We start from the raw sequence: 22,417 nt of genomic DNA, 5'->3' as shown, positions 1-22,417 counted from the left end.
TCCGAATTCATTCGACATTCAGTCATTCGGATTTCGACATTCGTCATTCTCTGTACCGCGCCACATTTCGTGTGGATCGAACGCCAGGCTGGCCGCCAAACTAGCCAGCACGCAGAGACCGAACGCGATCAAGCCAGGGCCGGCCTGAATTTCGATGACGTCGCCGAGTTTGACAAAGGCCACCAGCACGGCGACCAGCAGGACATCGAGCATGCCCCAGCGGCCGAGCCAATCGACCACGCGGTGCGCCATGGCCTGGTGATGCCGTGCGCCGCCTGGCGCGCCAGTAGCGAGCCAGAGCATGGCGGAGAGCTTGGCGGGGGGCACGATCAGCGAAAAGACCAGGACGACCAGCCCGACGAAGAGATGTCCTTCGCGCAAGAGCGCCATCACGCCGCCGACAAGATGGTCCTCGCGCACATGACCGAGCCGTTCGATCTTGAGAATCGGCCAGGTAACCGCGGGCACAAACAGAATCAATCCAGCCAACGCGAAGGCGGCCGTGCGCGTGCGCATCCGCGTCGCGCGCCGGGCGGACCATAGTTTCGCTCCGCAACGCGTGCAGAGCGCACAACCGCGCCGCGGCTGCGCGGAGATGGCGTGGACCATTCCGCAAGCGGGGCAGCCGACGAGTTGTTCGGAGCTAATGCTCATTTTCAGGGAGCAGCGGCGGCTGGTAGGATTTCACTGCGGAGAGGAGGAAGTTTGAAGTTTTCAGTATTCAGTGTGTGGAATCCGATGCCTCACTGAAAACTGAAAACTTCAAACTTACCAACCGTACCGGTCGGCCACCCGTGGTAAACTATCGGACCCACGCTTCTATTCTACAGACTCCGGAAAGTATTGTTCGCCGGTGAGTTTTCCGTGTAATTGGAATGCAATTCCCGATTCGGCGACAGGGTTTGCACCAGGCGCGCTTGCGGAACTGATTGTGCCGCTTCATGTTGAGAAAAAACTTGACATTTGCTCGCAAGACCCAAATACTCGTGACTTCAAAGCCCGATGATAACCGGTCAATTGCACGCAGGAGCGCGAGCCATGCCAGAGTCGGTCTTGGAAGCCATTAAGCAAGGCGTTTGGGATTTCGAACCGCGTCACGTCGACGTGAAAGAATTCCCGTCGACGGTCGCCTTGCCCGGCTCGTCAGAAAAAATCGACATCCTCGCCGACCGCGTACGGCGCGGGCTGCCGCTATGGCACGGGGCCGACCGGCTGCATTTCGAGGATGTGGAGTAACGCCGAAGTGTGCGAAATACACCGTCTCCTTTCGCTCCGCGAAAGGCGCCGGACCTTTCGCGGAGCGAAAGGAGACTGTGCCGTGGCGACGAACTAGGCTCTCTCTTTTTTCGAGTGGCTTAGACGTGCGGCGCGATCTTATCCTTCCCCACCAACGCCCGCAGCGGCTCTGGCACAATGATCGAGCCGTCCGCTTGCTGATAGTTTTCCAGCACCGCAATCATCGCGCGGCTGATGGCCACGGCCGTGCCGTTGAGCGTGTGGACGAAGCGGGTGCCTTTTTCACCTGGCGGGCGGTAGCGGATGCCGAGGCGGCGGGCCTGGTAATCCGTGCAGTTGCTGGTGCTAGTGACTTCGCCGTATTCGCCCTGTTCGCCGCGGCCGGGCATCCAGGCTTCCAGGTCGAACTTGCGGTAGGCCGGGCCGCCCAGGTCGCCGGTGGCGGTGTCGACGACGCGGAAGGGGATGCCGAGGCCGTCGAAGATTTTGCCTTCGAGTGCGCAGAAGTAATCGAGCGTCGCATCGCTTTGTTCCGGCAGTGTGAAGGCGAACATCTCGACCTTGGTGAACTGATGTACGCGGTACAACCCGCGCGTGGCGCGTCCGTGGGCGCCGGCTTCCGTGCGGTAGCAATGGCTGATGCCGCAAAGTTTGATCGGCAACTGCGCAGGGTCGAGGATTTCGTCGGCCAGCAACCCGCCGAGCGTGATTTCGGCCGTGGCGACGAGGCTGAGGTCGCTGTCGGCGATACTGTAGATTTGCGTCTCCGGCCCGCGCGGAATGTAGCCGGTCCCTTGCAGCACTTCGTTGCGCGCGAGGTCCGGCGTGATCATCGGCGTGAAGCCTTCCCTCATCAGCAAGCTGACCGCGTAATGCTGCAACGCGAGTTCCAGCAGCACGGCCTCGTTCTTGAGGAAGTAAAAGCCATGCCCGGCCACTTTCGCACCGGCCTCAAAATCGAACAGTTGCAGCTTCTCACCCAGCTCGACGTGGTCGAGCGGCTTAAATTCGAATTTGCGCGGGGCGTGCTGGCCGCGGCGAATTTCCAGATTGGCCGTATCGTCGCCGCCGATCGGCGCCGCGGGATGAGAGAGATTCGGAATCGCGCGCTGGATCGCGTCAATGTCGACTTCGAACTGTTCCAGCGACATCTGTGCCGCCGACACCGCTTCGCGCAGCTTCCGCCCTTCTTCCTTGCGGGCTTCGCGCTCCGCCGCGTCCTTGGTCTGGCCGATGGACTTCGAGACCTCGTTGGCCTTGCGGTTTAACTCATCGACCTGCGTTTGCGCCAACCGCCGTTCGCCATCCAGCGCGACGAGCCGATCGACATCGACCTTCGCGCCGCGGCGCAAGCAGTTTTCCTTGACGAGAGCGGCATTTTCAACGATGAAGCGGCGGTCGAGCATAGGTTTAGTTGGAAGTTTTCAGTGTTCAGTGTTCAGTTTTTGATGCGACGATTGCATCGTTAGCAATTGTTGTGGCACGGTCTCCCGACCGTGCCACGACGGGCTCGGTAGCGCGCGGTACTGGAGACCTTCGGTCGGGCCGGTGGAACGGTCGGGAGACCGTGCCACAACAAAGACACCCCGTCGACGTCCTTTCCCATCAGGCAAATTGCCGGCATCGACTCCGGACGTTGCTTCGGTTGAATTCGACGCGCTGCTTTTTGTCTTCCGCCGGGGTGCCTGACCTACCACTCTCCTCTCTCCTTCCGTGTCTCCGTGCCTCCGTGGTGAATCCTAAGCCTTCACCGCCGCCAGTTCCTTCCACAGGTGAGCACTCGTGCGGATGCCACGATGGAAATCCGCGAGGCAGAATTTTTCGTTGGGGCTGTGGGTGTTGTCGTCGTCGAGGCCCCAGCCGAGGAGCAGCGTGTCGACGCCGAGTTGTTGCCGGAATGTGGAGACGACCGGGATCGACCCCCCCTCGCGCATGTAGACCGGCGCGCGGCCGAAGCCATGTTCGATCGCGCGGGCGGCGGCCGCGACATACGGACTGTCGAGCGGCACCACCACGCCTGGCGCACCGTGGTGGCTGACCAGTTCGAGGCGAATGCCTGGCGGGCAGAGCTTTTTCAGTTGTGCTTCCAACGCGGCTTGGATTTTCTTCGGGTCTTGCTTCGGCACCAGGCGGAAGCTGAACTTCGCGCTCGCGCGGGCTGGCAGAACCGTCTTGGCGCCTTCGCCTTGATAACCGCTGGTCAGCCCGTTGATATCGAACGTGGGGCGAGCGCTTTTGCGCTCTTGCGTCGTGAAGCCTTGCTCGCCGGTGACGGCGTCGACGCCGATCTGTTTCTTGAAGCCGGCCTCATCGAACGGCAACGCGGCGAATTGTTTGCGCTCCTCGTCGGTGAGCGGCGTCACGTCGTCGTAGAAACCCGGCACTTGAATGCGGCCGTCGGCATCGATGAGCGCGGCGAGCATTTTCGAGAGCGCGATCGCCGGATTGGTCACCGCGCCGCCGAAGGAGCCGGAGTGCAGGTCTTGTTTCGGGCCGGTGAGTTTCAATTCGAAGTACGCGATGCCGCGCAGGCCGTAGGTGATGGCCGGGACGCCCGCCGCGAATTGGCTGGTGTCGCTAATGACGACGACGTCGCTTTTCAGGCGGTCTTTGTTCGTGGCGATGAAGTGTTCCAGATGTTCGCTGCCGACCTCCTCTTCGCCCTCGATCAAATACTTCACGTTGATCGGCAACTTGCCAGCCGTTTTGATCCAGGCTTCGGCATTTTTGATGTGCGTAAACATCTGCCCTTTATCGTCGGTCGCGCCGCGGGCGTAGAGGTTGCCGTCGCGCCGCGTCGGCTCGAACGGCGGGGTCTTCCACTCGTTCAACGGGTCCGGCGGCTGGACGTCGTAGTGCCCGTAAACCAGCACGGTCGGTGCGCCCGGCACGCCAAGGCTCTCGGCATACACGATCGGGTGCCCCGGCGTCTCGCAGATTTCGGTCTTGAACCCCAGGCCGCGAAACTGCCCGGCGACCCATTCCCCGGCCCGGCGCACGTCGGCCTTATGGCTGCTGTCGGCACTTACACTGGGGATGCGCAGCAGGTCGCACAGCTCCTCCTCGAAGCGGGGGCCGTGTTGCTGCAAGTATTGATCGACGTCGCTCATCGTGGGCTCCCTCGCGTTTTGCTGCCAGACGGAGCGTAATATAATGGCTATACTGGATTTCGACCATGCGGCGGTGACGCACCAGGCTGGGGAGATGCACGCTATGTCCGAGGAATCGACCGCGGCCGTTGTCGAGGAAGAACCAGCGGTGGCCTTGCCGGAGCCCGAGAAGAAGACGAAGCCCAAGCGGCAGCCCCGTTACAACGTGATCCTCTGGAACGACGAGGAACACACGCACGAATACGTGATTCTGCTGCTGGCCGATCTGTTCGCGCACCCCGTGGAGACCGGTTACAAGCTCGCCTGCGAAGTGGACAAAACCGGCCGGGCGATTGTGTTCACCACTACCATGGAACACGCGGAGTTAAAGCGCGATCAGGTTCACGCCTACGGGAAAGACCGGCTGGTTGCGAACTGCACCGGGGCGATGCGCTCCACGATTGAGCCGGCCCCCGGCGACGGCGACTAGGCACTCCTCCAAGAAAATACAAAGCGGTGCGTGCCACTGGCGGCTTGTCCGCCAGTGCCAGAGTGGCGTGTGCAAGCCGAATCAATTCCGCACTGGCGGGCAAGCCGCCAGTGGCACCCCGCGAGCGGCCGCGCAGTTTTGTTTTCGTCCCCTTTGCCGGTTTCATTTCATGCCTGCCACACTTCGTACGGTGACGCTGGGTTGCAAGGTCAACCAGTACGAGACGGAGTTGGTCCGCGAAGGGCTGGCCCGGGCAGGGTTTCATGACGCCGCCGAGGGCGAACCGGCCGATCTCTGTGTGGTGAACACCTGCACGGTCACGGCCGAAGGGGACGCCAAAAGCCGGCAGACGATTCGGCAACTCGCCAAGCGCAACCCTGGCGCGCGAATCATCGTGATGGGCTGTTACGCCACGCGCGCGCCGGAGGAAGTCGCGGCACTGCCGGGTGTGAGCGAGGTCATTCCCGACAAACGTGAATTGCCGGACCTGTTCGCGCGATTCGGCGTCGTCGATCTGCCGACGGGCATCTCCGATTTCTCCGGTCGCCAGCGCGCGCATGTGAAGGTGCAAGACGGTTGCCTACTAAACTGCAGTTTCTGCATCATCCCCACGGTGCGACCGCATTTCGCCAGCCGCCCGCCGGAGCATATCGAGGACGAATGCCGACGATTGGTCGACGCCGGTTTTCACGAATTGATTCTCACCGGCATTCATCTCGGCCACTACGGCGTGGAATGGAACCGGGACCGGCCGAAATCCGCCTGGACGCGGCTCTCGCACCTGTTGGAACGGTTGGTGCGATTGCCCGGCGATTTCCGGATGCGGCTTTCCAGCATCGAAGCGACCGAGGTCACGCGTGAGTTGATCGGCGTCATGCAAGTGCATTCAGAGCGCATCTGCCCGCACTTGCATATCTCCATGCAAAGCGGCTCCGATGACGTACTGCGACGCATGCGTCGCCGTTGGGGCGCGCAGCGATTTACCGATCGCTGCTTGATGGTGCGCGAAGCGCTCGATCACCCCGCGCTGACGACTGACGTGATCGTCGGCTTCCCCGGTGAGACGGACGCCGATTTCGCCGCCACGTGCCGCGTCGTTGAAACGGTCGGCTTCTCGAAGCTGCACATCTTCCCGTTCAGCGCCAGGCGTGGTACGGACGCGGCCACGATGCCGAATCAGATTCCGGAACAGGTGAAAGCCGCCCGAGTGAACGAGCTCGCCAATCTCGAAGCCGACTTGCGCCGGCGCTATTTCCACCAACTCATCGGCCGGCAACTGCGCGTGCTAGTGGAATCGCCGGTAAAAGAACGACCGGGGCGAATGGTCGGCACATCGTGCCGGTATGCGCCGGTCGAGTTGCCTGGAACGGTGGCGATGCGACGGCAGTTTGCCGATGTCATCGCCGGTGAGGTGCGCGAGGATCGCATCCTCGCGGCGGAATAGCGCCACTAGCCCGTAGCGGCGTAGGGCGGGCCGTGCGCGCATCGGCCGATTTGTTCTGAAACGTTTTGGCTCCACGACAAGCTCTGTTGTGTTCGAAGCAGTAAGGCCCGCCATCCTACGCGCGGCGGGCCTCAAGCTAACAAGAACAGTGCGCCCACGCTCAGCGCTAGAATTCTCAACACAACGCGCCAACTTGCGTGCGCGGCCCGCCCTACGGGCTTTCTGCGGGCGGGATTGCAATCCGATCCGGCAGCGGTTTCTTGCGGCCCGCGTCGCGATGCAGCCACCAGGCTACGGCGAAGACGCCCGCGACGAATGCTGCCACGATGGCGACCGTGAATCCTCGCGATTCATCCGGCGCTGCCTCGTTGGTTAGCCGCATGACGTCGCGGCCGATCAGCAGCGGCGCGAGTTGCTTGCGCACCGTGCCGGGTTCGGCCTCGGCGGATTGCGCGGTGCGGAAGCTCCAGGTCTTGAGGAAAAAGCCTGTGGCGCGAATCGATTCGTAGAGATCGTCGCCGGTCGGCATTCCTGGCGGCAGTTCCAACACGCAAAAGGCGATCGGGTTCCCGCGCGAGTCGGGCGTAACCAGTTCGATCTCGTAGTAATGCTCCAGACCGAACCGCTCGCGAATGTCCACGTCGTCAACGCGGATTTCGATCGCCCGTCGCGCCGTGCCCACCAGCGTGACCAGACGGCCGCGCGATTCCTCGGGAGTATTGAACAACGGCGCGACGTCCTCCGCCTCGTCCGCGGCGCGATCGAGTTGCCGTTGCAATTCCGCCAGTTTTTCCGGTGCGGCGTCGGCCGACTTGCGCTGCGCGGCGAGATCGGTCTTCCAGAGTTGCGCCGCGGTGCGGAGTTCCGTCGTGGCGACCGCGTGGAGTTCTCCCGGCTGCGTGCGACTGACTGCGTCGAGCATCTGGTAGAACGCTTCGCGTTCCAAATCCGACGATTGCGAAAGCGCGATTTTGTCGCGCACGCCGTCAATCAGGCCGGCGTCGAAGCCCAGGCTGCCGAGCGAGGCGAAGTTGCCTTGCTCCGGGAACCAGGCCAAGCGCTGCGCGATGAACAGCGGCGCCGGGTGTGCGGCGTCGGCCGCTTGCCGTTTGAGAAATACGGTCGCACCGCCGCAGCGCAGGTCGCATTCTCGGCTATCCTCGTTTTCGCCGAGCCAATCCCGCGGAATCGCCAACGCAAAAACAGTCGCCTCGGTTTCCGGCTTCGCGAGCTCCACGTCGCAACGGTAATAGACGTCCAGCTCGAATCGCCGCGCCACCTCCGGAATTGGTCGAATCCGGGTCACGCGCTTCACGCGCCCCCGTAGCTCGACAACCTCACCGGAATGTTCCTCCGGCGTAGCGAGCCAGGCCGGAAGTTCACTGGCCGGGTGACGCCAGCGCGCGAGATCGACACGGCTGAAGCGGCGCACGGCGATCAGCCCGCGCAAGATGGCCTCGGTTTGATCGTCGCCATACGGCGTGGCGTCCGGCAGCTTGGCGAAGTAGCTGTCGTCGAATCCGTAGAGCGAAAACATCTCGCGCGAGCCGCTGATCGGCGGCGGCGGTTCGGTGTCGGCGGCGAGCGCCGCGCTGGTGCAGAGCATCGCTAAAAAAACGTACACGAGCAGAAAGTGTGATGTGGGGCGCCACTGGCGGCTTGTCCGCCAGTGTTCTGGTCGCGCAGTTGGGCCCAACTCCGGCACTGGCGGACAAGCCTCCAGTGGCGCCCGAACCTTGCTCCGACCAGCGTGCGCACCGGCCATCATGATGCATTCTCCGCCGACGGACTGGGCGGCGCTTCATCGGCGAGTTCGCGTTCGCGCAGATTCGAGAGCATGCGGGCGACGTCATTGCCGGCGTCTTGTTCGGCCAGTTGGTGAAAGTCCGGCGCGGGTGTGTTCGCCGATACGCCTGTGCCTTGACCGCCGCGAACGATGAAGACTACGGCGCCGATGACCAGCGCCACGGCCGACGCCGCGAGCGCCATATCTAGCGGGCTGAACTCCGCTGGGGCCGAGATACCGGTCGGTGCTGGCGGCGTCCAGACCACCGTGCGCGCAAGTAACAACGGCGCAGTGCGGATCTTTCTATCTTGGGCCTGATACGCCCACCTTTTGAAGAAGACGCCGTCAATTGTCACTTCCGCCTGGACCTTTTTTCCTTGCGGAAATCCGGGAGGCAACTGGAGTAAGTTGACCGCCAGCAAATCGTCCGGGCGTCCCTCCGGCTGCAACCACAGTTGGTAAAGAGACGAGACATCGTATGTATTCATGGGATACAAAACTGGGAATGCGCCGCGCGCAATGCCGCGCACGCGGACCCACTCGCCGCGATACGATTCCGGTTGGCGATGCAACTGCACGAAGCTCACGTCGAGCGGCTGCGGCAAACTTGCATCTTGTTCATCGGTCTTGCTCAGTACCGAGAGCGTTTGAAAGAAGGCCTCATGCTCGTCGCCGCCGCGCAGCACGGTGTTGTCCACCACGCTCGCAAAGAGTTCTCGCGGCAGCCCGGGTAGCAAGTGTTTCGGCGTGACGGCTTTGTTGCTACTGAGCCGTTGCATCCTCACCGCGTCCGGAACGTCGGTCGCCGGCGCGCTCGATAGCACAGAGTCGACCGGCTCGGTGGGAGCTTGGGACGGAGGTCCCGCCGCTTCTTCGCCGAACAACCAAGTCCATGATTGCTCGCGGCCGGCAAAGCGCATCAGCACGAGAACCAGTCCCAGCATGCCGAACAACGTCAACAACCGCCATTGCTCGCGGCGGGCGAGGTAGTTGCGCGTCGGACGCCGACCGTGGAATTGAAGCATGGCGCAATCATTACAGTCGGACCAGTTCAGCTCCGCGAAGCCAACGCCCGCGGACTTGCTACACTCGATTCTAGAACCCCCTCGGCGAAGCGACAACGCGGTAAGCGGAATTCAACTGCGCGGCAGGATGAGGCAGTTTGGCTCAAGTCAACGGCTATCGGGGCCGAATGAGCATCGCTGTCAGGTCGTCCTTCCCGGGAAAACGAGTCTTGGCCGCACCCCTTCGCAAGAAACCTCAGCCGGAGATCGCCAAACCCGCGGCGGAGCATCCGTGGTTGGCGTCGTTCATTGGCTATTTGACCAACGAATGCCATTTGGCCGAGAACACGGTGATGGCCTACCGTCGCGATTTGCGCCGGTTCTTCTCTTGGCTGGAACGGCGATCCGTGCTGGATTTAACGATTCAGCAACTCGCCGACTACGCCGCCTGGCTCGGAAGGCAGTCGCTCGCCCCGGCCAGCGTGGCGCGACACCTGGTTTCATTGAAAATCTTCTACCGCTACCTGCAGCTCGAAGGAGCGGTGCGCGATAACCTCGCCGAATTGCTGGGCAGCACCAAGCTCTGGCAACGCATCCCGCAGGTGCTGTCGCCGTCGGTCGTGAACGCGCTGCTGGAAACGCCGCTGGAGCGAGAACCCCATTGGCGGCGCGATCGCGCGATGTTGGAACTGCTTTACGCGACGGGCTGTCGCGCCTCGGAATTGTCCTCATTGCGACAGCGCGACGTGCATCTCAACGACGGATTTTGCATCTGCCACGGCAAGGGCGACAAGCAGCGGATCGTGCCCTTGGGTCGGCGCGCCGTCGAAGCGGTGCGGAATTATGTGGAAAAGGAACGTCCAACGAGCGCAGCCCGCGCGACATCGCCGCCCGAATGGCTGTTGCTTTCGTCGCGCGGACAGCACCTGGGCCGGGAGCGCATCTGGGAACTGGTAAAAAAATTCGTCGCCCGCGCCGGCGCTCCGAGCGACGTCAGCCCGCACACGCTTCGCCATAGCTTCGCCACGCACATGCTCGCTGGCGGCGCGGATCTACGCCAGGTGCAAGAACTGCTCGGACACGCCAGCATCGCGACCACGCAAATCTATACGCACGTGGATCACGAACGCTTGAAAGCGATCCACCGGAAGTTTCATCCGCGCGCGTAGCGCGAGTTTGAAGTTTTCAGTGTTCAGTTTTCAGTGTTCAGTGAGAACGTCGCTCGCGAAGAACGTTGTGGTACGGTCTCCCGACCGTACCACGGTTCGATTCGGAAACCGTTGCTCAACTGGCCAGTGATGCGGCTGGCCGGAAATGGAGACCTTCGGTCGGGCCAGTAGCACGGTCGGGAGACCGTGCTACAACGTGAGAGGGACCCTGCCACAACCAAACGGGGAGCGTCCAGTCCACTGAAAACTGAACACTGAAAACTTCAAACTCCCCGCGCTATACTTCCAGCGTGATCAGCGAGCGGAAGTCCGGATCGTCGCGCAAGGCGTCGAAGTCCGATTCTTGGGGAATCAGGTCGCGATAATCGGCGTCCAGTTCCAAGGCCCGGGCCAGGTATTCCAGCGTCCGTTCCTTGTTGCGGGCCAGGCTCCAGTAACACGACAGATTGTAGTGAATCAGCGCTTGGTCCGGCGCGGCTTCCAGCGCATGTTCCAACGACTCGATGGCCAAATCGAGACGCTGGATCCGCTTGTAGCACCAGCCCAACGCGAGCCAGACATGAATGTCGTTGGGATTCGTCTCGGACGCTGCGACCAACGGATAGATTGCCTCGACGTAACGTCCTAACGCCCGCAACGCGTAGCCTTGCAGGAGCGACAGCCGTCCGCATGACGGACCGGCGTCGTTGACGTCGTCCAGGACGTCGAGCGCATGTTGCGGCATGCCCAGTTCGAGGTAGCCCTCGGCCTGGCGGAGTCGCTGTTGCGTGCGTAAGCGATTGGCAAGCGTCATGCCGCGGCCCTCCCGTCGCTGGCGGCCGCCCATCACGAGGGTCAGCCACACCCGCTTTATTTTACTCAGCGGGCCAGCAATCGCCCAATCGAATTTGGGCGTGCGCCGCAGCGGTCAACGCTCTGGGAGCGCCGTGGCGGCGAAGAGAATCCGCGCTATTGGGTCGTAACGGCGATTCGCGGGGCCTTCGACGGGGACTCAGGCGACCGGCGCGGCCATTTCCTGGAAGCACTCGACGAGCGACTTGGCCGGCTTCGCCAGCTTCAACACGGGAGCGAATTCGGCGAAATCGTTGTCGACCTGTCCCAACATTTCCAACGTCGACGGACCGTTCGGCGCGAGGCTGCGATAGTAGTCGTCAAACTCGGCGCACTCGTACCAATTGGCGTCGGCGCCGGCCGGCAACATCGAGGACAAGGCCACGGAGACGCGAGCGGCGTCGCGCGGTTGTTCCTGCAGCAATTCGCTCAGGTGCGTGTGGCAGGCCACGAGTTGTACGAAGTCGGCCGGCAGATTCCATTGCTGGGCCATCTTCGCCGCGGCGTCGGCATGCGTCCAACCGAAGACCTGCATCTCGAAATCCGAAAGACGGATACGGCCGCCGTCGCGCTTGACGAGCAGTTTTTCGTAAACGCTGGAAAACTCCTTCGCCAGCAGCGGCACTGCCATGTCTTGCAGCAACGCCGCGGCAAACGGTTCTTCCGCGTCCTTCAATCCCAGCAGCTTCGCCATGTTGCGTGCGAATAAGCCGCGACGCAACGAATCTTGCCACAGCGATTTCAGATCGAACGGCCCGCACTTGGGGTTCGGCATCAGGCTGAACACCGCGCTCCAAAGCGCGAAGTTTTTGATCGTGCGGATGCCCACCATCGTGATGGCGTGCTTGACGTTCGAGATTTCGCGGGCGAACCCGAAGTAGGACGAATTCACGAACTTCAGCACCTGGCCGGTCAGACCGGGGTCGGCCTCGATGGGAACCGCGAATTCGTCGGGGCCGTTCTTGGGGTTCTGTGAAAGCTCCAGCAGGCTGATCGCGCTCTGCGGCAGAGCGGGGAGTTGAGCCGTGGCCAGGACCTTGTCTAGGTCGACCTTCGTGACGCCGTTTGCCTGGGTCATGGGGGAAGTTCCGCTTTCTTCCTTCAACACGTGGATCGGGGCATGGCGGCGCGGCAGTTCTCCTGCGCCTCGTTGAAAACCTAGGTCGAAACTCGGCGTCCGACAAGTTTTGACCTGCCACGAAGTTGCGGTGCGCGGCCGGGTTATGCCGCATCTGCGTCAGGGCACTTTCGGAGCGCTTCGCCCCAATCTCGCGATGTCGAAAAATCGCCACATGGATGCCACCTACGACGTGGCGATTTCGCGACAATCGCCAACTCCGCCGCTCTAGGAAAATCCACCCAACCTTTTGCTCTCACGAGGGTTCCGGCGAGATACCCGTGCCGCGACGTGGCCCGGCCCCGACTTTGCGATTGTTTCCCGCAACGTCGGTTGGCCTCATCGCTCCTCTCGTCGCGAGCTTCCACGTGCGGTTTGTCCTTCTTGTGATCGTGTTTCTCAGTTTCGCCGGTTGGACGCTCGCGCATTGGCCTCAGCCGGCGCAAATGAATGCCGAGCCGGGATTCACGTGGCGCCGCACCGAGGCCGGCTGGGAACGGATCGACCGCTGGCCCACCCACAAGGTCGAGCGTTTCCACGGCCAGCCGTTCCTGGTGGGCTCGTTCCAACTGGGCGTTTCGCTCTTGGCGCTGATGGCCGGCAATGACGCGGAACGCCGCCGGGCGCGGCGCGGCGTCCCGCAGGACCCTCATGATCGAGCGACACGGCCCGAACTGACCATCAACGGCCGCCACGCCGTCGAAGGGCTGGGGATTTCTTGACCCTGGCTGTCGATCGGAATAGAGTGAACGTGTAGTTCCGATCAGGGCGAAGTGACCTCGCGGGGGGCGAAATCATGTTGCGTACGGCGATTTGTGCGACATTGGCGGTGGCGGGTCTGAGCTTGTGTGCCGACGAGTGCTTTGCCCAGCGCAATAACGCGTATCGGCGGACCCAGAATTCGCTCTACAACCGCCCCACGGTGAGTCCCTACCTGAATCTGCTGCAGCCCCAGGGCGGCGGTTTGCCCAACTACCAGACTTTGGTCCGCCCGGCCGTCGAGCAACGACGGCAGAACCAGGACACGCAACGCCAGATTTCCCAACTGCAATCTTCCGTTGCTGCGTCGTCGGCCCAAGATCAGCGCGGCGAGACCACGTTTCGGCCGACGGGCCATCAGACTTCGTTCAGTCCAGCTTATGGGAACCGCACTGGTTTCTTTTACTCGCATTACTATCCCACGCTGAATGGGCGGCGCTAGCGTTTGTCGGCGAGTTGCATCGAACTCGTCCGTCGACCCAAAAGCGTCCGCGCCGGAAGTGCGCTGGCAATAGAGTCGGTCGCGAATCTCTCCGGGCGCTCACGCTTCCGGCTCCAAGAGCTACGAGGAAGCGTCGCTTTCTTGGCGTTTTACGCGTGGCAGGGTGGAGTTTCCGCGGGCGGGCAAATAAAATCGGGTGCCGGTCGCCTTGCGCGCCTTGGTTCCCGCCTTCGCCCATTCCTTCCCGGAAATCTGCCGCCCACCATGAGAGCCACCTATCTGTTCGTCCTGGCAGCGTGTCTGGCGTTGCCGCGATTCGCCGCCGCCCAGGACGAGGCCTCCGGCAACGTCATTGTGCCCAAAGATTTTCGGCTGGAGCTGCTGTACACGGTTCCGCAGGACGAAGAAGGCTCCTGGGTGTCGATGTGCGTCGACCCCAAAGGGCGACTGATCGTCGGAGATCAATACGGCAAACTGTACCGCGTCACGCCGCCAGCGATCGGTCAACAAGGCGAGATCAAGTTGGAGCCGATCGACCTGGAAGTCGGCGGCGCGCATGGGCTGCTCTACGCCTTCGACAGCCTGTACATCATGGTCAACGACACCGACCAGCAGCACGGGCTTTATCGCGCGCGCGATACCGACGGCGACGACAAGTATGATGAAATCAAGCTCCTCCGCGCGTTGGAAGCCGGCGGCGAGCACGGCGCGCATTCGATGGTCGTCACGCCCGACGGAAAATCGCTCGCCATCGTGGTCGGCAATCAGAGCAAGATCACCGAGTTCGCCAAGTCGCGCGTGCCGAACAACTGGGGCGAAGACAATCTGATCACGCGGATCCCCACCGGGTTCATGGACGGCTCGATGGCGCCGCAAGGTTGGATCGCCACCTGCGACCCGAACGGCGAGAACTGGGAACTGCTCGCGGTCGGTTTCCGCAATCAATTCGATCTGGCCTACAATCATCAAGGCGAACTCTTCACCTACGACGCCGACATGGAATGGGACATCGGCGTCCCCTGGTATCGCCCGACACGGATCAATCACGTCACCAGCGGCGCGGAATACGGCTTTCGCAACGGGTCCGGCAAGTGGCCCGAGCATTACATCGACAGTCTCGGCACGATCGTCGACATCGGACCCGGCTCGCCCACCGGCATCACGTTCGGCTACGGCGCAAAGTTCCCCGCGAAGTATCAGGAAGCCCTGTTCATCAACGATTGGAGCTTCGGCAAACTCCGCGCGGTGCATCTCAAGCCGCAAGGCAGCAGCTACGTCGCGGAATCGGAGGAGTTCATCAGCGGCCAACCGTTGGCGCTCACCGACGTCATCATCAACCCGCACGACGGCGCGATGTATTTTGCCGTCGGCGGACGGCGGACGCAGTCGGCGCTGTACCGCGTGACTTACACCGGCGGCGAGTCCACAGCGCCCGCGCCGGAAAACAACGAATTCGCGGCGGAACGCGCACTGCGACAAAAGCTCGAAGCCTTCCACGGCCATGCCGATCCGACGGCCGTCGAAACGGTCTGGCCGTACCTGGCCAGCGAAGACCGGGCGATTCGTTACGCGGCGCGGCTTGCGCTGGAGTGGCAGGATCCAGGCCAATGGATCGTGAAGGCGTTCAATGAAAAGAATCCACGCATTGCGATTCCGGCGTTGGTGGCGGCAGCGCGCGTGAGCGGACGAGACGAAATCCATCGAGCGCCTGGCGCCGGCGATAAGAACGAGTTTGTGCGCAAGGACTTCATTGGAGCGCACCTAGAGTTGTCGATGCAACGGCTGAGTACGGCGGATCGACTCGATTGGTATCGCGCGCTCGCGCTGACCTTCACTCGACTGGGCTATCCGCCGGAAGGCACGCGTCAAGTACTGGCTGGCCGCTTGTCCGCACAGTTCCCCGCCGAAAGCCGCGAGCTGAACTCGGAGCTGGCTCAACTGCTCGTCTACTTACAAGCGCCGGAAGCGGCCGAAAAGATTGTGAAGGCCATGCTGGAAGCGCCGACGCAGGAAGAGCAGATCGACTACGCGTTGTCGCTGCGGGCGCTCAAAGTCGGTTGGACGCCGGCGCTGCGGGAAGAGTATTTCTCCTGGTTCGTCACGAAAGCGGTGGCTTATCGCGGCGGCAATACGTTCAAGGGCTCGTTGAAGACGATCCGCGAACAAGCGCTGGCGAACTTGACGGACGCAGAGAAGGCGGCGCTGAAGCCGATTCTCGATCAGACGCCAAAGGAAACTTCGCCGCAAGAATTGCTCGCAGCGCGCAAGTTCGTACGGAAATATTCGCTCGACGAACTGGTTCCACTCGTGCAGTCCGGATTTCAAGGCGGCCGGAACTACGATCGCGGCCGCGCGATCTACGGCGCCGTGGCCTGCGCCGCTTGCCACCGCTTCGAACACGACGGCGGTTCCGTCGGCCCCGATTTGACCTCCGTCGCCGGGCGTTTCAGCGCGAAGGACGTGCTGGAATCGATCGTCGATCCCAACAAGACGATCAGCGATCAATACGCGGCGATCACCATTGAAACCAAGGCCGGCAAGACCGTGACCGGCCGCGTGGCGAATCTTTCCGGCGATTCGCTCAACATTGTCGAAAATATGCTCGATCCGGGAAATATGACGAACGTGGACCGCGGCGACGTCGAAGCGATGGAAATGTCCAAAGTCTCGATGATGCCGGAAGGCCTGCTGAACACGCTCCAAGAAGACGAGATTCAGGACCTGATCGCCTACCTACTCGCCCGCGGCAACCGCGACCACGCGATGTTTCAGAAAACCGACGGAAAGTGAACCGCGAAAGACGCGAACAGGGCGCGAAAGAAATACGGAAGGCGTAGTGTCCACGGAATACACGGAAGGACACGGAAAAGGAATGAGAGTTGGATTTCTTCCGTGTCCTTCCGTGTATTCCGTGGACCAAAACTGTTCTGCATTTTCTTTTCGCGCCATTTCGCGTCTTTCGCGGTTAACCAAGGACTATCGTGATGCCCAGGATGGCTGGCGAGGAGCGGGTGGAGGAGCGGCCGCTAGCGGTGAAGCGGCGTGGCGATCTCGTGGCGCGCTCCGTCGCGCGGCGGCAGGGCATGACCGTGGTCGTTAAGGATCCGATTTCGCTGCGCTATTTTGAACTCGGCCTGGAAGAGGCTTGGCTCTGGGAGCGGCTCGACGGGGAGCGCAGTCTCGGACAGCTTTGCCGGGAATTCGAGCTGCAGTTCGCGCCGCGGCGGATCGAGCCCGCGCAACTCGAAGCGCTCGTGCGTCGCTTACGGGCTGACAATCTGGTGCTCGCGCCGGGCGTGGAACAGGCCGAGGTGCTATGGGAAGAAGCCCAACGTCGTGCGCGCCGCCAATGCATCTCCGCATTGCTGCAACCCTGGGCGATTCGCTTCCGCGGCATTGATCCTGCACGATTGTTGGAGTCGCTCTATCCCTGGATGCGCTGGGCCTTCACGCCGACGGCGCTCGCGGTTGGCGCGGCGCTCGTGATTTGCGCGGCTCTTTTGGCGATCACGCGCTTCGATCAACTCACCGCGAAACTGCCGCCGCTCGAGGCGTTTCTGCGTCTGGAGAACGCCATTTGGATTGTCTTGGCGTTGAGCCTCGTCAAAGTATTGCATGAATTGGGACACGGGCTCGTCGGGCGACATTTCGGCGTCCGTTGCCATGAACTCGGCGTGATGTTGCTGGCTGGCGTGCCGTGTTTGTATTGCAACGTGACCGACGCCTGGACGTTGTCGGACAAGTGGCAACGCGCCGCGATCGGCGCCGCGGGCATCGCCGTGGAATTGCTGTTGGCCTCGCTCGCGCTCTTTCTCTGGTGGTTCAGCGCACCGGGCCCACTCAACTCGCTATGCTTGAGCGTATTGCTGGTGTGCTCAATCGGCACGCTCGTCTTTAACGGAAATCCCTTGCTGCGCTACGACGGCTACTACGTGCTGTCCGACCTCGTCGCGACGCCCAACCTGCGCGACGAAGCATTCGCGCGCGTCGAGGAACAACTGCTCGCCGTATTCGCAGGCGTCGCGCCGCGCGAGCATTTCGCCCTGGGACTACCGCGCTGGCTGAGCGGCTATGCGATCGCGTCGCTGGCTTATTCGGTCGCAGTGCTCGGCGGCCTGGCCTGGTTTTGTTACCAGTGGCTGCGCCCCTGGGGCGCGGGGCCGCTCGTGGCGATGGCGGCCGTCGCCTGCGCCGCCGGCATGGTCACTCCGTCGGCGATGCGCATGGCGCGCGCTGCGCGCTTGGAATCGCTCTCCGGCGAACCGGTCTGGCGGCGACTGGCGTGGCGTGGCGGCGCATCGTTCGCGCTCTTGGCGGCGTTGGCGTTCATCCCGCTGCCCAGCCGCGTGCAAGCGCCCGGCGTGATCATGCCGCGCGCGAGTCGGCAGTTGTATGTGCTGGTCGAAGGCTCGCTCGCGGAAGCCCTCCCGGCCGGAACCACCGTGCGCGAGGGGGAGACCGTCGCGCGGCTCGTCAATCATCGTTTGCTTGAAGAAGCAGCCCGGCTACTGGGCGAGCAGCGGTATCGCGCATTACACGTGGCGCATCTCGAACAGTTCAGCGTCCGCGATGACGACGCCTCGCTCCGACTGCCAGCCGCGCGTGAGGCTCTTGTCGACACCGACGAACGCCTGCGGAACTGCCGCCTGGAACTCGCGCGACTGGAAATCAAAGCGCCCATCGACGGCGTGTTGTTGCCCGCCGCGCGCGTCGATCCAGCCGTTGGCCCTCATGAATTGCCCACCTGGTCCGGCTCGCCGCTGGAGCCGTCGAACATTGGCGCCACGCTTTTGCCCGAGACGGTGATCGGCAGCGTGGGCGATCCAAGCCACGTCGACGTTTTGCTGGCGTGCGACGAAGCCGACGTGACCCGCGTCGCCGTCGGGCAAACCGCCACAGTCGTGAGCGACCAGTCCCGCGGCACGGCAGTTGCCGCCCGTGTGACCGAGATCACGCCCCTCGACATGGAAACCGCCCCGCCGGAACTCACCGCCCGCGGCCTCCTTCCCACACGCCGCGACGGCCCGATCTCCGAGGCCGCCCCGCTGGAAACGCTCTACCAGGTCCGCCTGGAACTCGCAGCCCGGCCCCCTGGTACGCTCGTCGGCGGCGCCGCCCGCGCGTCGATCCAGGTAGCGCCGGAATCGCTATTCACGCGCACGCAACGATTTCTGGCGCAGACGTTCGGCAATGGCAGTTGAAACAAACGATGGGTGCCTGGGGCTGGGGCATTCTCATGGACAGCTGACCTCCATCGAGCTGGAGCATCGTTTGACTCATCAACATCGTGAAGCGAAGCCCCAGTGAGTTGGACGATTGTGGCAGCTCCTCTTATGCCGCTGTCCCAGGTACCCCGCGCTGAATCAATAAAAAAAACCCCGCGGCGAAGTGCATCGCCGCGGGGTTTGAATTTCTCTGCGAACACTGCGTCAAACGCTTAGCTCGCGTCCGACGCTCCGGTCGCTCCGGCGCCAACTGGCTCGCCTTCTTGGGAGTTGAGTCCCTCGAAGAACAGTTGCTTCTTGCCGGCCACTTCCTTGATTTCGACGCGGATCATGTCCTTGCCTTTGAACTCGCCCTTGAGGAGCTCCTCGGAGAGCGGGTCTTCGATGAAGTTCTCGATCGCCCGGCGTAGCGGACGTGCGCCAAAGTCCAGGTCGGAACCCTTCTTGACGATGAACTCTCTGGCCTGGTCCGTGAGTACGAGCTTGAGGCCGCGCTCGGCGAGCCGGTCGCGCACCTTGCTCAGTTCCAAGTCGACCACTTGCTTCAAGTCCTCATTCGAGAGGTGACGGAAGACGATCAAATCGTCGACGCGGCCGAGGAACTCGGGCCGGAAGACCTTTTCGATCTCGTCCTTCACGCGGCTCTTCATGCTGTCGTAGTTGCCGTCCTTGTCCGGCGAGCCGAAGCCGAACTGGGCTTCGTTCTTGATCGCGCCGGCGCCGGCGTTCGTCGTCATGATGATGATCGTGTTGCGGAAGTCGACGTTCCGACCGAAGCTGTCGGTCAGGCGGCCTTCTTCCATGATCTGCAACAACATATTGTAGACGTCCGGGTGCGCCTTCTCGATTTCGTCCAACAGCACCACGGCGTACGGACGGCGACGGATCTTTTCCGTCAACTGGCCGCCTTCCTCGAAGCCGACGTAGCCCGGCGGGGCGCCGATCAGTCGGCTGACGTTGTGCTTCTCCATGTACTCGGACATGTCGATCTGGATCAGCGCGTCGGAATCGCCGAACATGAACTCGGCGAGCGCCTTCGCCAGCAACGTCTTCCCGACACCCGTGGGGCCGGCGAAGATGAAGCAACCGGTCGGGCGCTTCGGATCTTTCAAACCGCTCCGGCTGCGCCGCACGGCCTTCGAGATCGACTTGATCGCCTCGTCCTGGCTGATGACCCGCTTGTGCAGGTCGTGCTCCATCTCCATCAGGCGCTTGGAGTCCTCGGTGCTCATCCGCGTGAGCGGAATGCCCGTCATCTTGGAGACCACCTCGGCGATGACCTCTTCGTCGACGACGCCGTCGGTCTCGCGCGATTTCTCGCGCCAGTCCTTGGTGAGGTTTTGCTTCTTCTTCTTGAGCTTATCGGCCGAGTCGCGCAGTTGCGCGGCCTTTTCGAAGTCCTGGTTGGCGACCGCCTCTTCCTTTTCCTTGTTGAGGCGCTCGACTTCCTCGTCGAGTTCCTTCAAATCGGGCGGACGAGTCATCGCCTTGAGCCGTACGCGTGCGCCGGCTTCGTCGATCACGTCGATTGCCTTATCCGGGAGGCAGCGTCCGGTCACATAACGGCTCGACAACTCGACGGCCGCTTCGAGGGCGTCGTCGGTGATCTGCACGCGGTGATGCGTTTCGTAACGATCGCGGAGCCCCTTGAGGATCTCCACCGTTTCCGGCTTGCTGGACGGCTCGACCATGACTTCCTGGAAGCGGCGAGCCAGCGCGCTGTCCTTTTCGATGTACTTGCGGTACTCGTCCAGCGTCGTCGCGCCGATGCATTGGATTTCGCCGCGAGCCAACGCGGGCTTGAGCACGTTCGAGGCGTCGATCGCCCCTTCCGCGCCGCCGGCGCCGACCAGGGTGTGCAATTCGTCGATGAACAAGATCGTGTTCTTCGCGCGGCGAACTTCGTTCATCACCGCCTTGATCCGCTCTTCGAACTGACCGCGGTATTTAGTGCCGGCAACCATCATCGCCAGGTCCAAGACCACGATGCGGCGATCGGCGAGCAATTCCGGGACATTTCCGTCGATCACGCGTTGCGCGAAGCCTTCGACGATGGCCGTCTTGCCGACGCCCGCTTCGCCCAGCAGCACCGGGTTGTTCTTGGTGCGGCGACAGAGGACTTGAATGGCGCGTTCGATTTCCTTTTCGCGGCCGATCACCGGATCGAGCTTGCCTTGTCGGGCCAACTCGGTGAGATCGCGGCCGAAGCTATCGAGCGCTGGGGTTTTCGATTTGCCGGAGCGGGTCGTGGTCTCGCCACCGCCGGTGGCGCCGGCAGCACCGCCTCCGCCTCCGCCGCTCGGTTGACGCTCGCCCCCTTCGCTTCCCTCGATGCCGTGGCCGAGTAGGTTCAAGACTTCCTCGCGGACTTCTTCGAGTTTCAGCCCAAGGTTCATCAACACCTGGGCGGCGACCCCCTCATGCTCGCGCAGCAGGCCGAGCAGTATATGCTCGGTACCCACGTAGTTGTGATTCAGATTGCGCGCCTCTTCCATGGCGTACTCAATCACCTTCTTGGCGCGCGGCGTTTGCGGCAGCTTGCCCATGGTGACCATGTCGGGTCCGCTCTGGACGAGCTTCTCGACTTCCAGACGGATCTTGCGCAGATCGACGTCCAGATTCTTGAGCACATTCGCGGCAACGCCGCTCCCCTCCTTGATGAGTCCCAGCAGCACGTGCTCGGTGCCGATGTATTCGTGGTTGAACCGCTGAGCCTCCTGATTGGCAAGCTGCATCACTTTGCGGGCGCGGTCAGTAAAGCGTTCGTACATCCGTCTTGTTCTCCCGGTAGCAACTCCGACGTCGACTGTTCCCAATCGACCGCCAGAAGGTCAGGTATCGCGACTGCTGCTCCCTCGTCAGAAATCCCGCCGACAGCGTCTACTCTCTACGCGGCGTTCTTTTCGTGCTGAGCCGAATCGATCGGCTGTGCTTCGCGGCCCAGCTCTTCGTCGGTGGTGATCCGCTCGCGTTCTCGTTCAATCTCAAACTGCCATTTTGTCGCGGCGTCTGTGCGGCTGAGCACATCGAGCAAACGCCGTGCCTCCACTCTTTTGCCGGTTCGACGGAGGATTGAAACGCGTAATAGCCGCGCTTCCACGTCGTGCGGCGCCGCCCTCAGCAGCCGGGCCACCTGACGTTCCGCCTCGAACCAGTTCCCTCGTAAGTATTCGGTCATGGCGAGGGGAAACAAGTCCCCCGCCGGCGTGGCGGCCTGAGGCTTCGGCTGACGCCTTCCAGCGGCGACCCACCACAGCAACGAACCGCCCCACACGAGCCCCACGCCCGACCACCATAAGGCGGCCACGCGCGGCTCCCAAATCTCGGTCCAAACAAGAGATGTGGCAAGTACGAAATCCAGCAGAACGGCAAATCCGATCGCCGCCGCCAGCCCGGCGAAACGGCCGTGCAGCCACAATTGCGGCAATCCCGGCCAAAGGCCGAGCCACAACGGCAAACGGGGCGCAGGCGTCCTTGCCTCGGGCATCCTCGAGCACGGCCGCCACCGGCCGTCTCCTCAAAAAGCGTCAACCAGCCACACCGCCGGAATCTTACCCCTCGATAACAGACCCAGCAAGGCAAAACTCGGTTGTATAAGGGGTTAGATGCCGGGGATGGTCGAGGAAGGACAAAAGGGGTGGGAGTTGGAAGTTTTCAGTGTCTTGAAACTGGCTTGTTCAATAGCAACCTACTGAAAACTGAACACTGAAAACTTCCAGCTCCCTCCGGACCTTGGGATCAACCCGGTTAAATGGCAGAATGGGCAGGATATGAAACTCCCGTTTACACCGGCGGTGGAGCGAGCACTCGATTTAGCGGCGGAAT

General features: G+C 62.3%; 17 protein-coding genes. 8 read left to right on the top strand and 9 right to left on the bottom strand.

The genetic code is table 11. The annotated features are described in order from the left end of the window. Nucleotides 1-18: 18 nt before the first annotated feature. On the bottom strand, nucleotides 19-654 hold the full coding sequence (locus SGJ19_05440; protein ID MDZ4779676.1) for a paraquat-inducible protein A: 636 nt from the start codon (nucleotides 652-654) through the stop codon (nucleotides 19-21). A gap of 384 nt (nucleotides 655-1,038) precedes the next feature. On the opposite strand from SGJ19_05440, the gene SGJ19_05435 reads away from it, so the two are divergent. Then, on the top strand, nucleotides 1,039-1,236 hold the full coding sequence (locus SGJ19_05435; GenBank protein MDZ4779675.1) for a hypothetical protein: 198 nt from the start codon (nucleotides 1,039-1,041) through the stop codon (nucleotides 1,234-1,236). Nucleotides 1,237-1,355: 119 nt separating this feature from the next. On the opposite strand, the gene serS is transcribed toward SGJ19_05435, so the two are convergent. Further along, nucleotides 1,356-2,642 carry a serine--tRNA ligase gene (gene serS, locus SGJ19_05430; protein MDZ4779674.1) on the bottom strand — a complete coding sequence of 429 codons (1,287 nt, stop codon included), beginning with the start codon at nucleotides 2,640-2,642 and terminating at the stop codon, nucleotides 1,356-1,358. 333 nt (nucleotides 2,643-2,975) lie between these two features. Next, complete coding sequence (locus tag SGJ19_05425) at nucleotides 2,976-4,346, bottom strand: dipeptidase (protein MDZ4779673.1); 1,371 nt, start codon at nucleotides 4,344-4,346, stop codon at nucleotides 2,976-2,978. Between the two features lie 43 nt (nucleotides 4,347-4,389). Here SGJ19_05425 and SGJ19_05420 point away from each other — a divergent pair, with 43 nt between their 5' ends. Both SGJ19_05420 and mtaB read left to right on the top strand, forming a co-directional pair. Further along, nucleotides 4,390-4,815 (top strand): ATP-dependent Clp protease adaptor ClpS, encoded by a 426-nt coding sequence (locus SGJ19_05420; protein MDZ4779672.1) that lies wholly within the window; start codon nucleotides 4,390-4,392, stop codon nucleotides 4,813-4,815. Nucleotides 4,816-4,984: 169 nt separating this feature from the next. Next, nucleotides 4,985-6,259 (top strand): tRNA (N(6)-L-threonylcarbamoyladenosine(37)-C(2))-methylthiotransferase MtaB, encoded by a 1,275-nt coding sequence (gene mtaB, locus SGJ19_05415; GenBank protein ID MDZ4779671.1) that lies wholly within the window; start codon nucleotides 4,985-4,987, stop codon nucleotides 6,257-6,259. Nucleotides 6,260-6,470: 211 nt separating this feature from the next. Here mtaB and SGJ19_05410 read toward each other — a convergent pair whose 3' ends face one another. Together SGJ19_05410 and SGJ19_05405 are read right to left on the bottom strand one after the other, a co-directional pair. Next, nucleotides 6,471-7,883, bottom strand: a complete 1,413-nt coding sequence (locus tag SGJ19_05410; protein MDZ4779670.1) for a hypothetical protein — start codon at nucleotides 7,881-7,883, stop codon at nucleotides 6,471-6,473. 140 nt (nucleotides 7,884-8,023) lie between these two features. Next, entirely contained in the window at nucleotides 8,024-9,070 is a 1,047-nt protein-coding gene (locus SGJ19_05405; GenBank protein ID MDZ4779669.1) for a hypothetical protein, read from the bottom strand. Nucleotides 9,071-9,279: 209 nt separating this feature from the next. On the opposite strand from SGJ19_05405, the gene xerD reads away from it, so the two are divergent. After that, nucleotides 9,280-10,218 (top strand): site-specific tyrosine recombinase XerD, encoded by a 939-nt coding sequence (gene xerD, locus SGJ19_05400; protein ID MDZ4779668.1) that lies wholly within the window; start codon nucleotides 9,280-9,282, stop codon nucleotides 10,216-10,218. A 277-nt stretch (nucleotides 10,219-10,495) separates the two neighbouring features. Here xerD and SGJ19_05395 read toward each other — a convergent pair whose 3' ends face one another. Together SGJ19_05395 and SGJ19_05390 are read right to left on the bottom strand one after the other, a co-directional pair. Further along, nucleotides 10,496-11,011: a tetratricopeptide repeat protein gene (locus SGJ19_05395; protein ID MDZ4779667.1), complete on the bottom strand. Its 516-nt coding sequence runs from the start codon at nucleotides 11,009-11,011 to the stop codon at nucleotides 10,496-10,498. A 198-nt stretch (nucleotides 11,012-11,209) separates the two neighbouring features. After that, nucleotides 11,210-12,127 carry an HDOD domain-containing protein gene (locus tag SGJ19_05390; GenBank protein ID MDZ4779666.1) on the bottom strand — a complete coding sequence of 306 codons (918 nt, stop codon included), beginning with the start codon at nucleotides 12,125-12,127 and terminating at the stop codon, nucleotides 11,210-11,212. Between the two features lie 407 nt (nucleotides 12,128-12,534). Between SGJ19_05390 and SGJ19_05385 the strand changes: the two genes are divergently transcribed. The 4 genes from SGJ19_05385 (at nucleotide 12,535) to SGJ19_05370 (ending at nucleotide 18,568) form a co-directional block, all read left to right on the top strand. Then, nucleotides 12,535-12,888, top strand: a complete 354-nt coding sequence (locus tag SGJ19_05385; protein ID MDZ4779665.1) for a hypothetical protein — start codon at nucleotides 12,535-12,537, stop codon at nucleotides 12,886-12,888. A gap of 74 nt (nucleotides 12,889-12,962) precedes the next feature. Beyond that, on the top strand, nucleotides 12,963-13,367 hold the full coding sequence (locus SGJ19_05380) for a hypothetical protein (GenBank protein ID MDZ4779664.1): 405 nt from the start codon (nucleotides 12,963-12,965) through the stop codon (nucleotides 13,365-13,367). A gap of 264 nt (nucleotides 13,368-13,631) precedes the next feature. After that, complete coding sequence (locus SGJ19_05375; GenBank protein MDZ4779663.1) at nucleotides 13,632-16,157, top strand: c-type cytochrome; 2,526 nt, start codon at nucleotides 13,632-13,634, stop codon at nucleotides 16,155-16,157. Nucleotides 16,158-16,351: 194 nt separating this feature from the next. Beyond that, nucleotides 16,352-18,568 (top strand): hypothetical protein, encoded by a 2,217-nt coding sequence (locus SGJ19_05370; GenBank protein ID MDZ4779662.1) that lies wholly within the window; start codon nucleotides 16,352-16,354, stop codon nucleotides 18,566-18,568. Nucleotides 18,569-18,804: 236 nt separating this feature from the next. Here SGJ19_05370 and SGJ19_05365 read toward each other — a convergent pair whose 3' ends face one another. Next, a complete protein-coding gene (locus SGJ19_05365; GenBank protein ID MDZ4779661.1) occupies nucleotides 18,805-21,363 on the bottom strand; it encodes an ATP-dependent Clp protease ATP-binding subunit in 2,559 nt (852 codons plus the stop codon). Between the two features lie 116 nt (nucleotides 21,364-21,479). Further along, nucleotides 21,480-22,079: a hypothetical protein gene (locus SGJ19_05360; GenBank protein MDZ4779660.1), complete on the bottom strand. Its 600-nt coding sequence runs from the start codon at nucleotides 22,077-22,079 to the stop codon at nucleotides 21,480-21,482. Nucleotides 22,080-22,417 lie beyond the last annotated feature (338 nt).

The organism is Planctomycetia bacterium (assembly GCA_034440135.1).
Lineage (GTDB): Bacteria > Planctomycetota > Planctomycetia > Pirellulales > JALHLM01 > JALHLM01.
The sequence above is the reverse complement of the archived record's forward strand: the minus strand, read 5'-3'. Positions and strand labels throughout refer to the sequence as shown.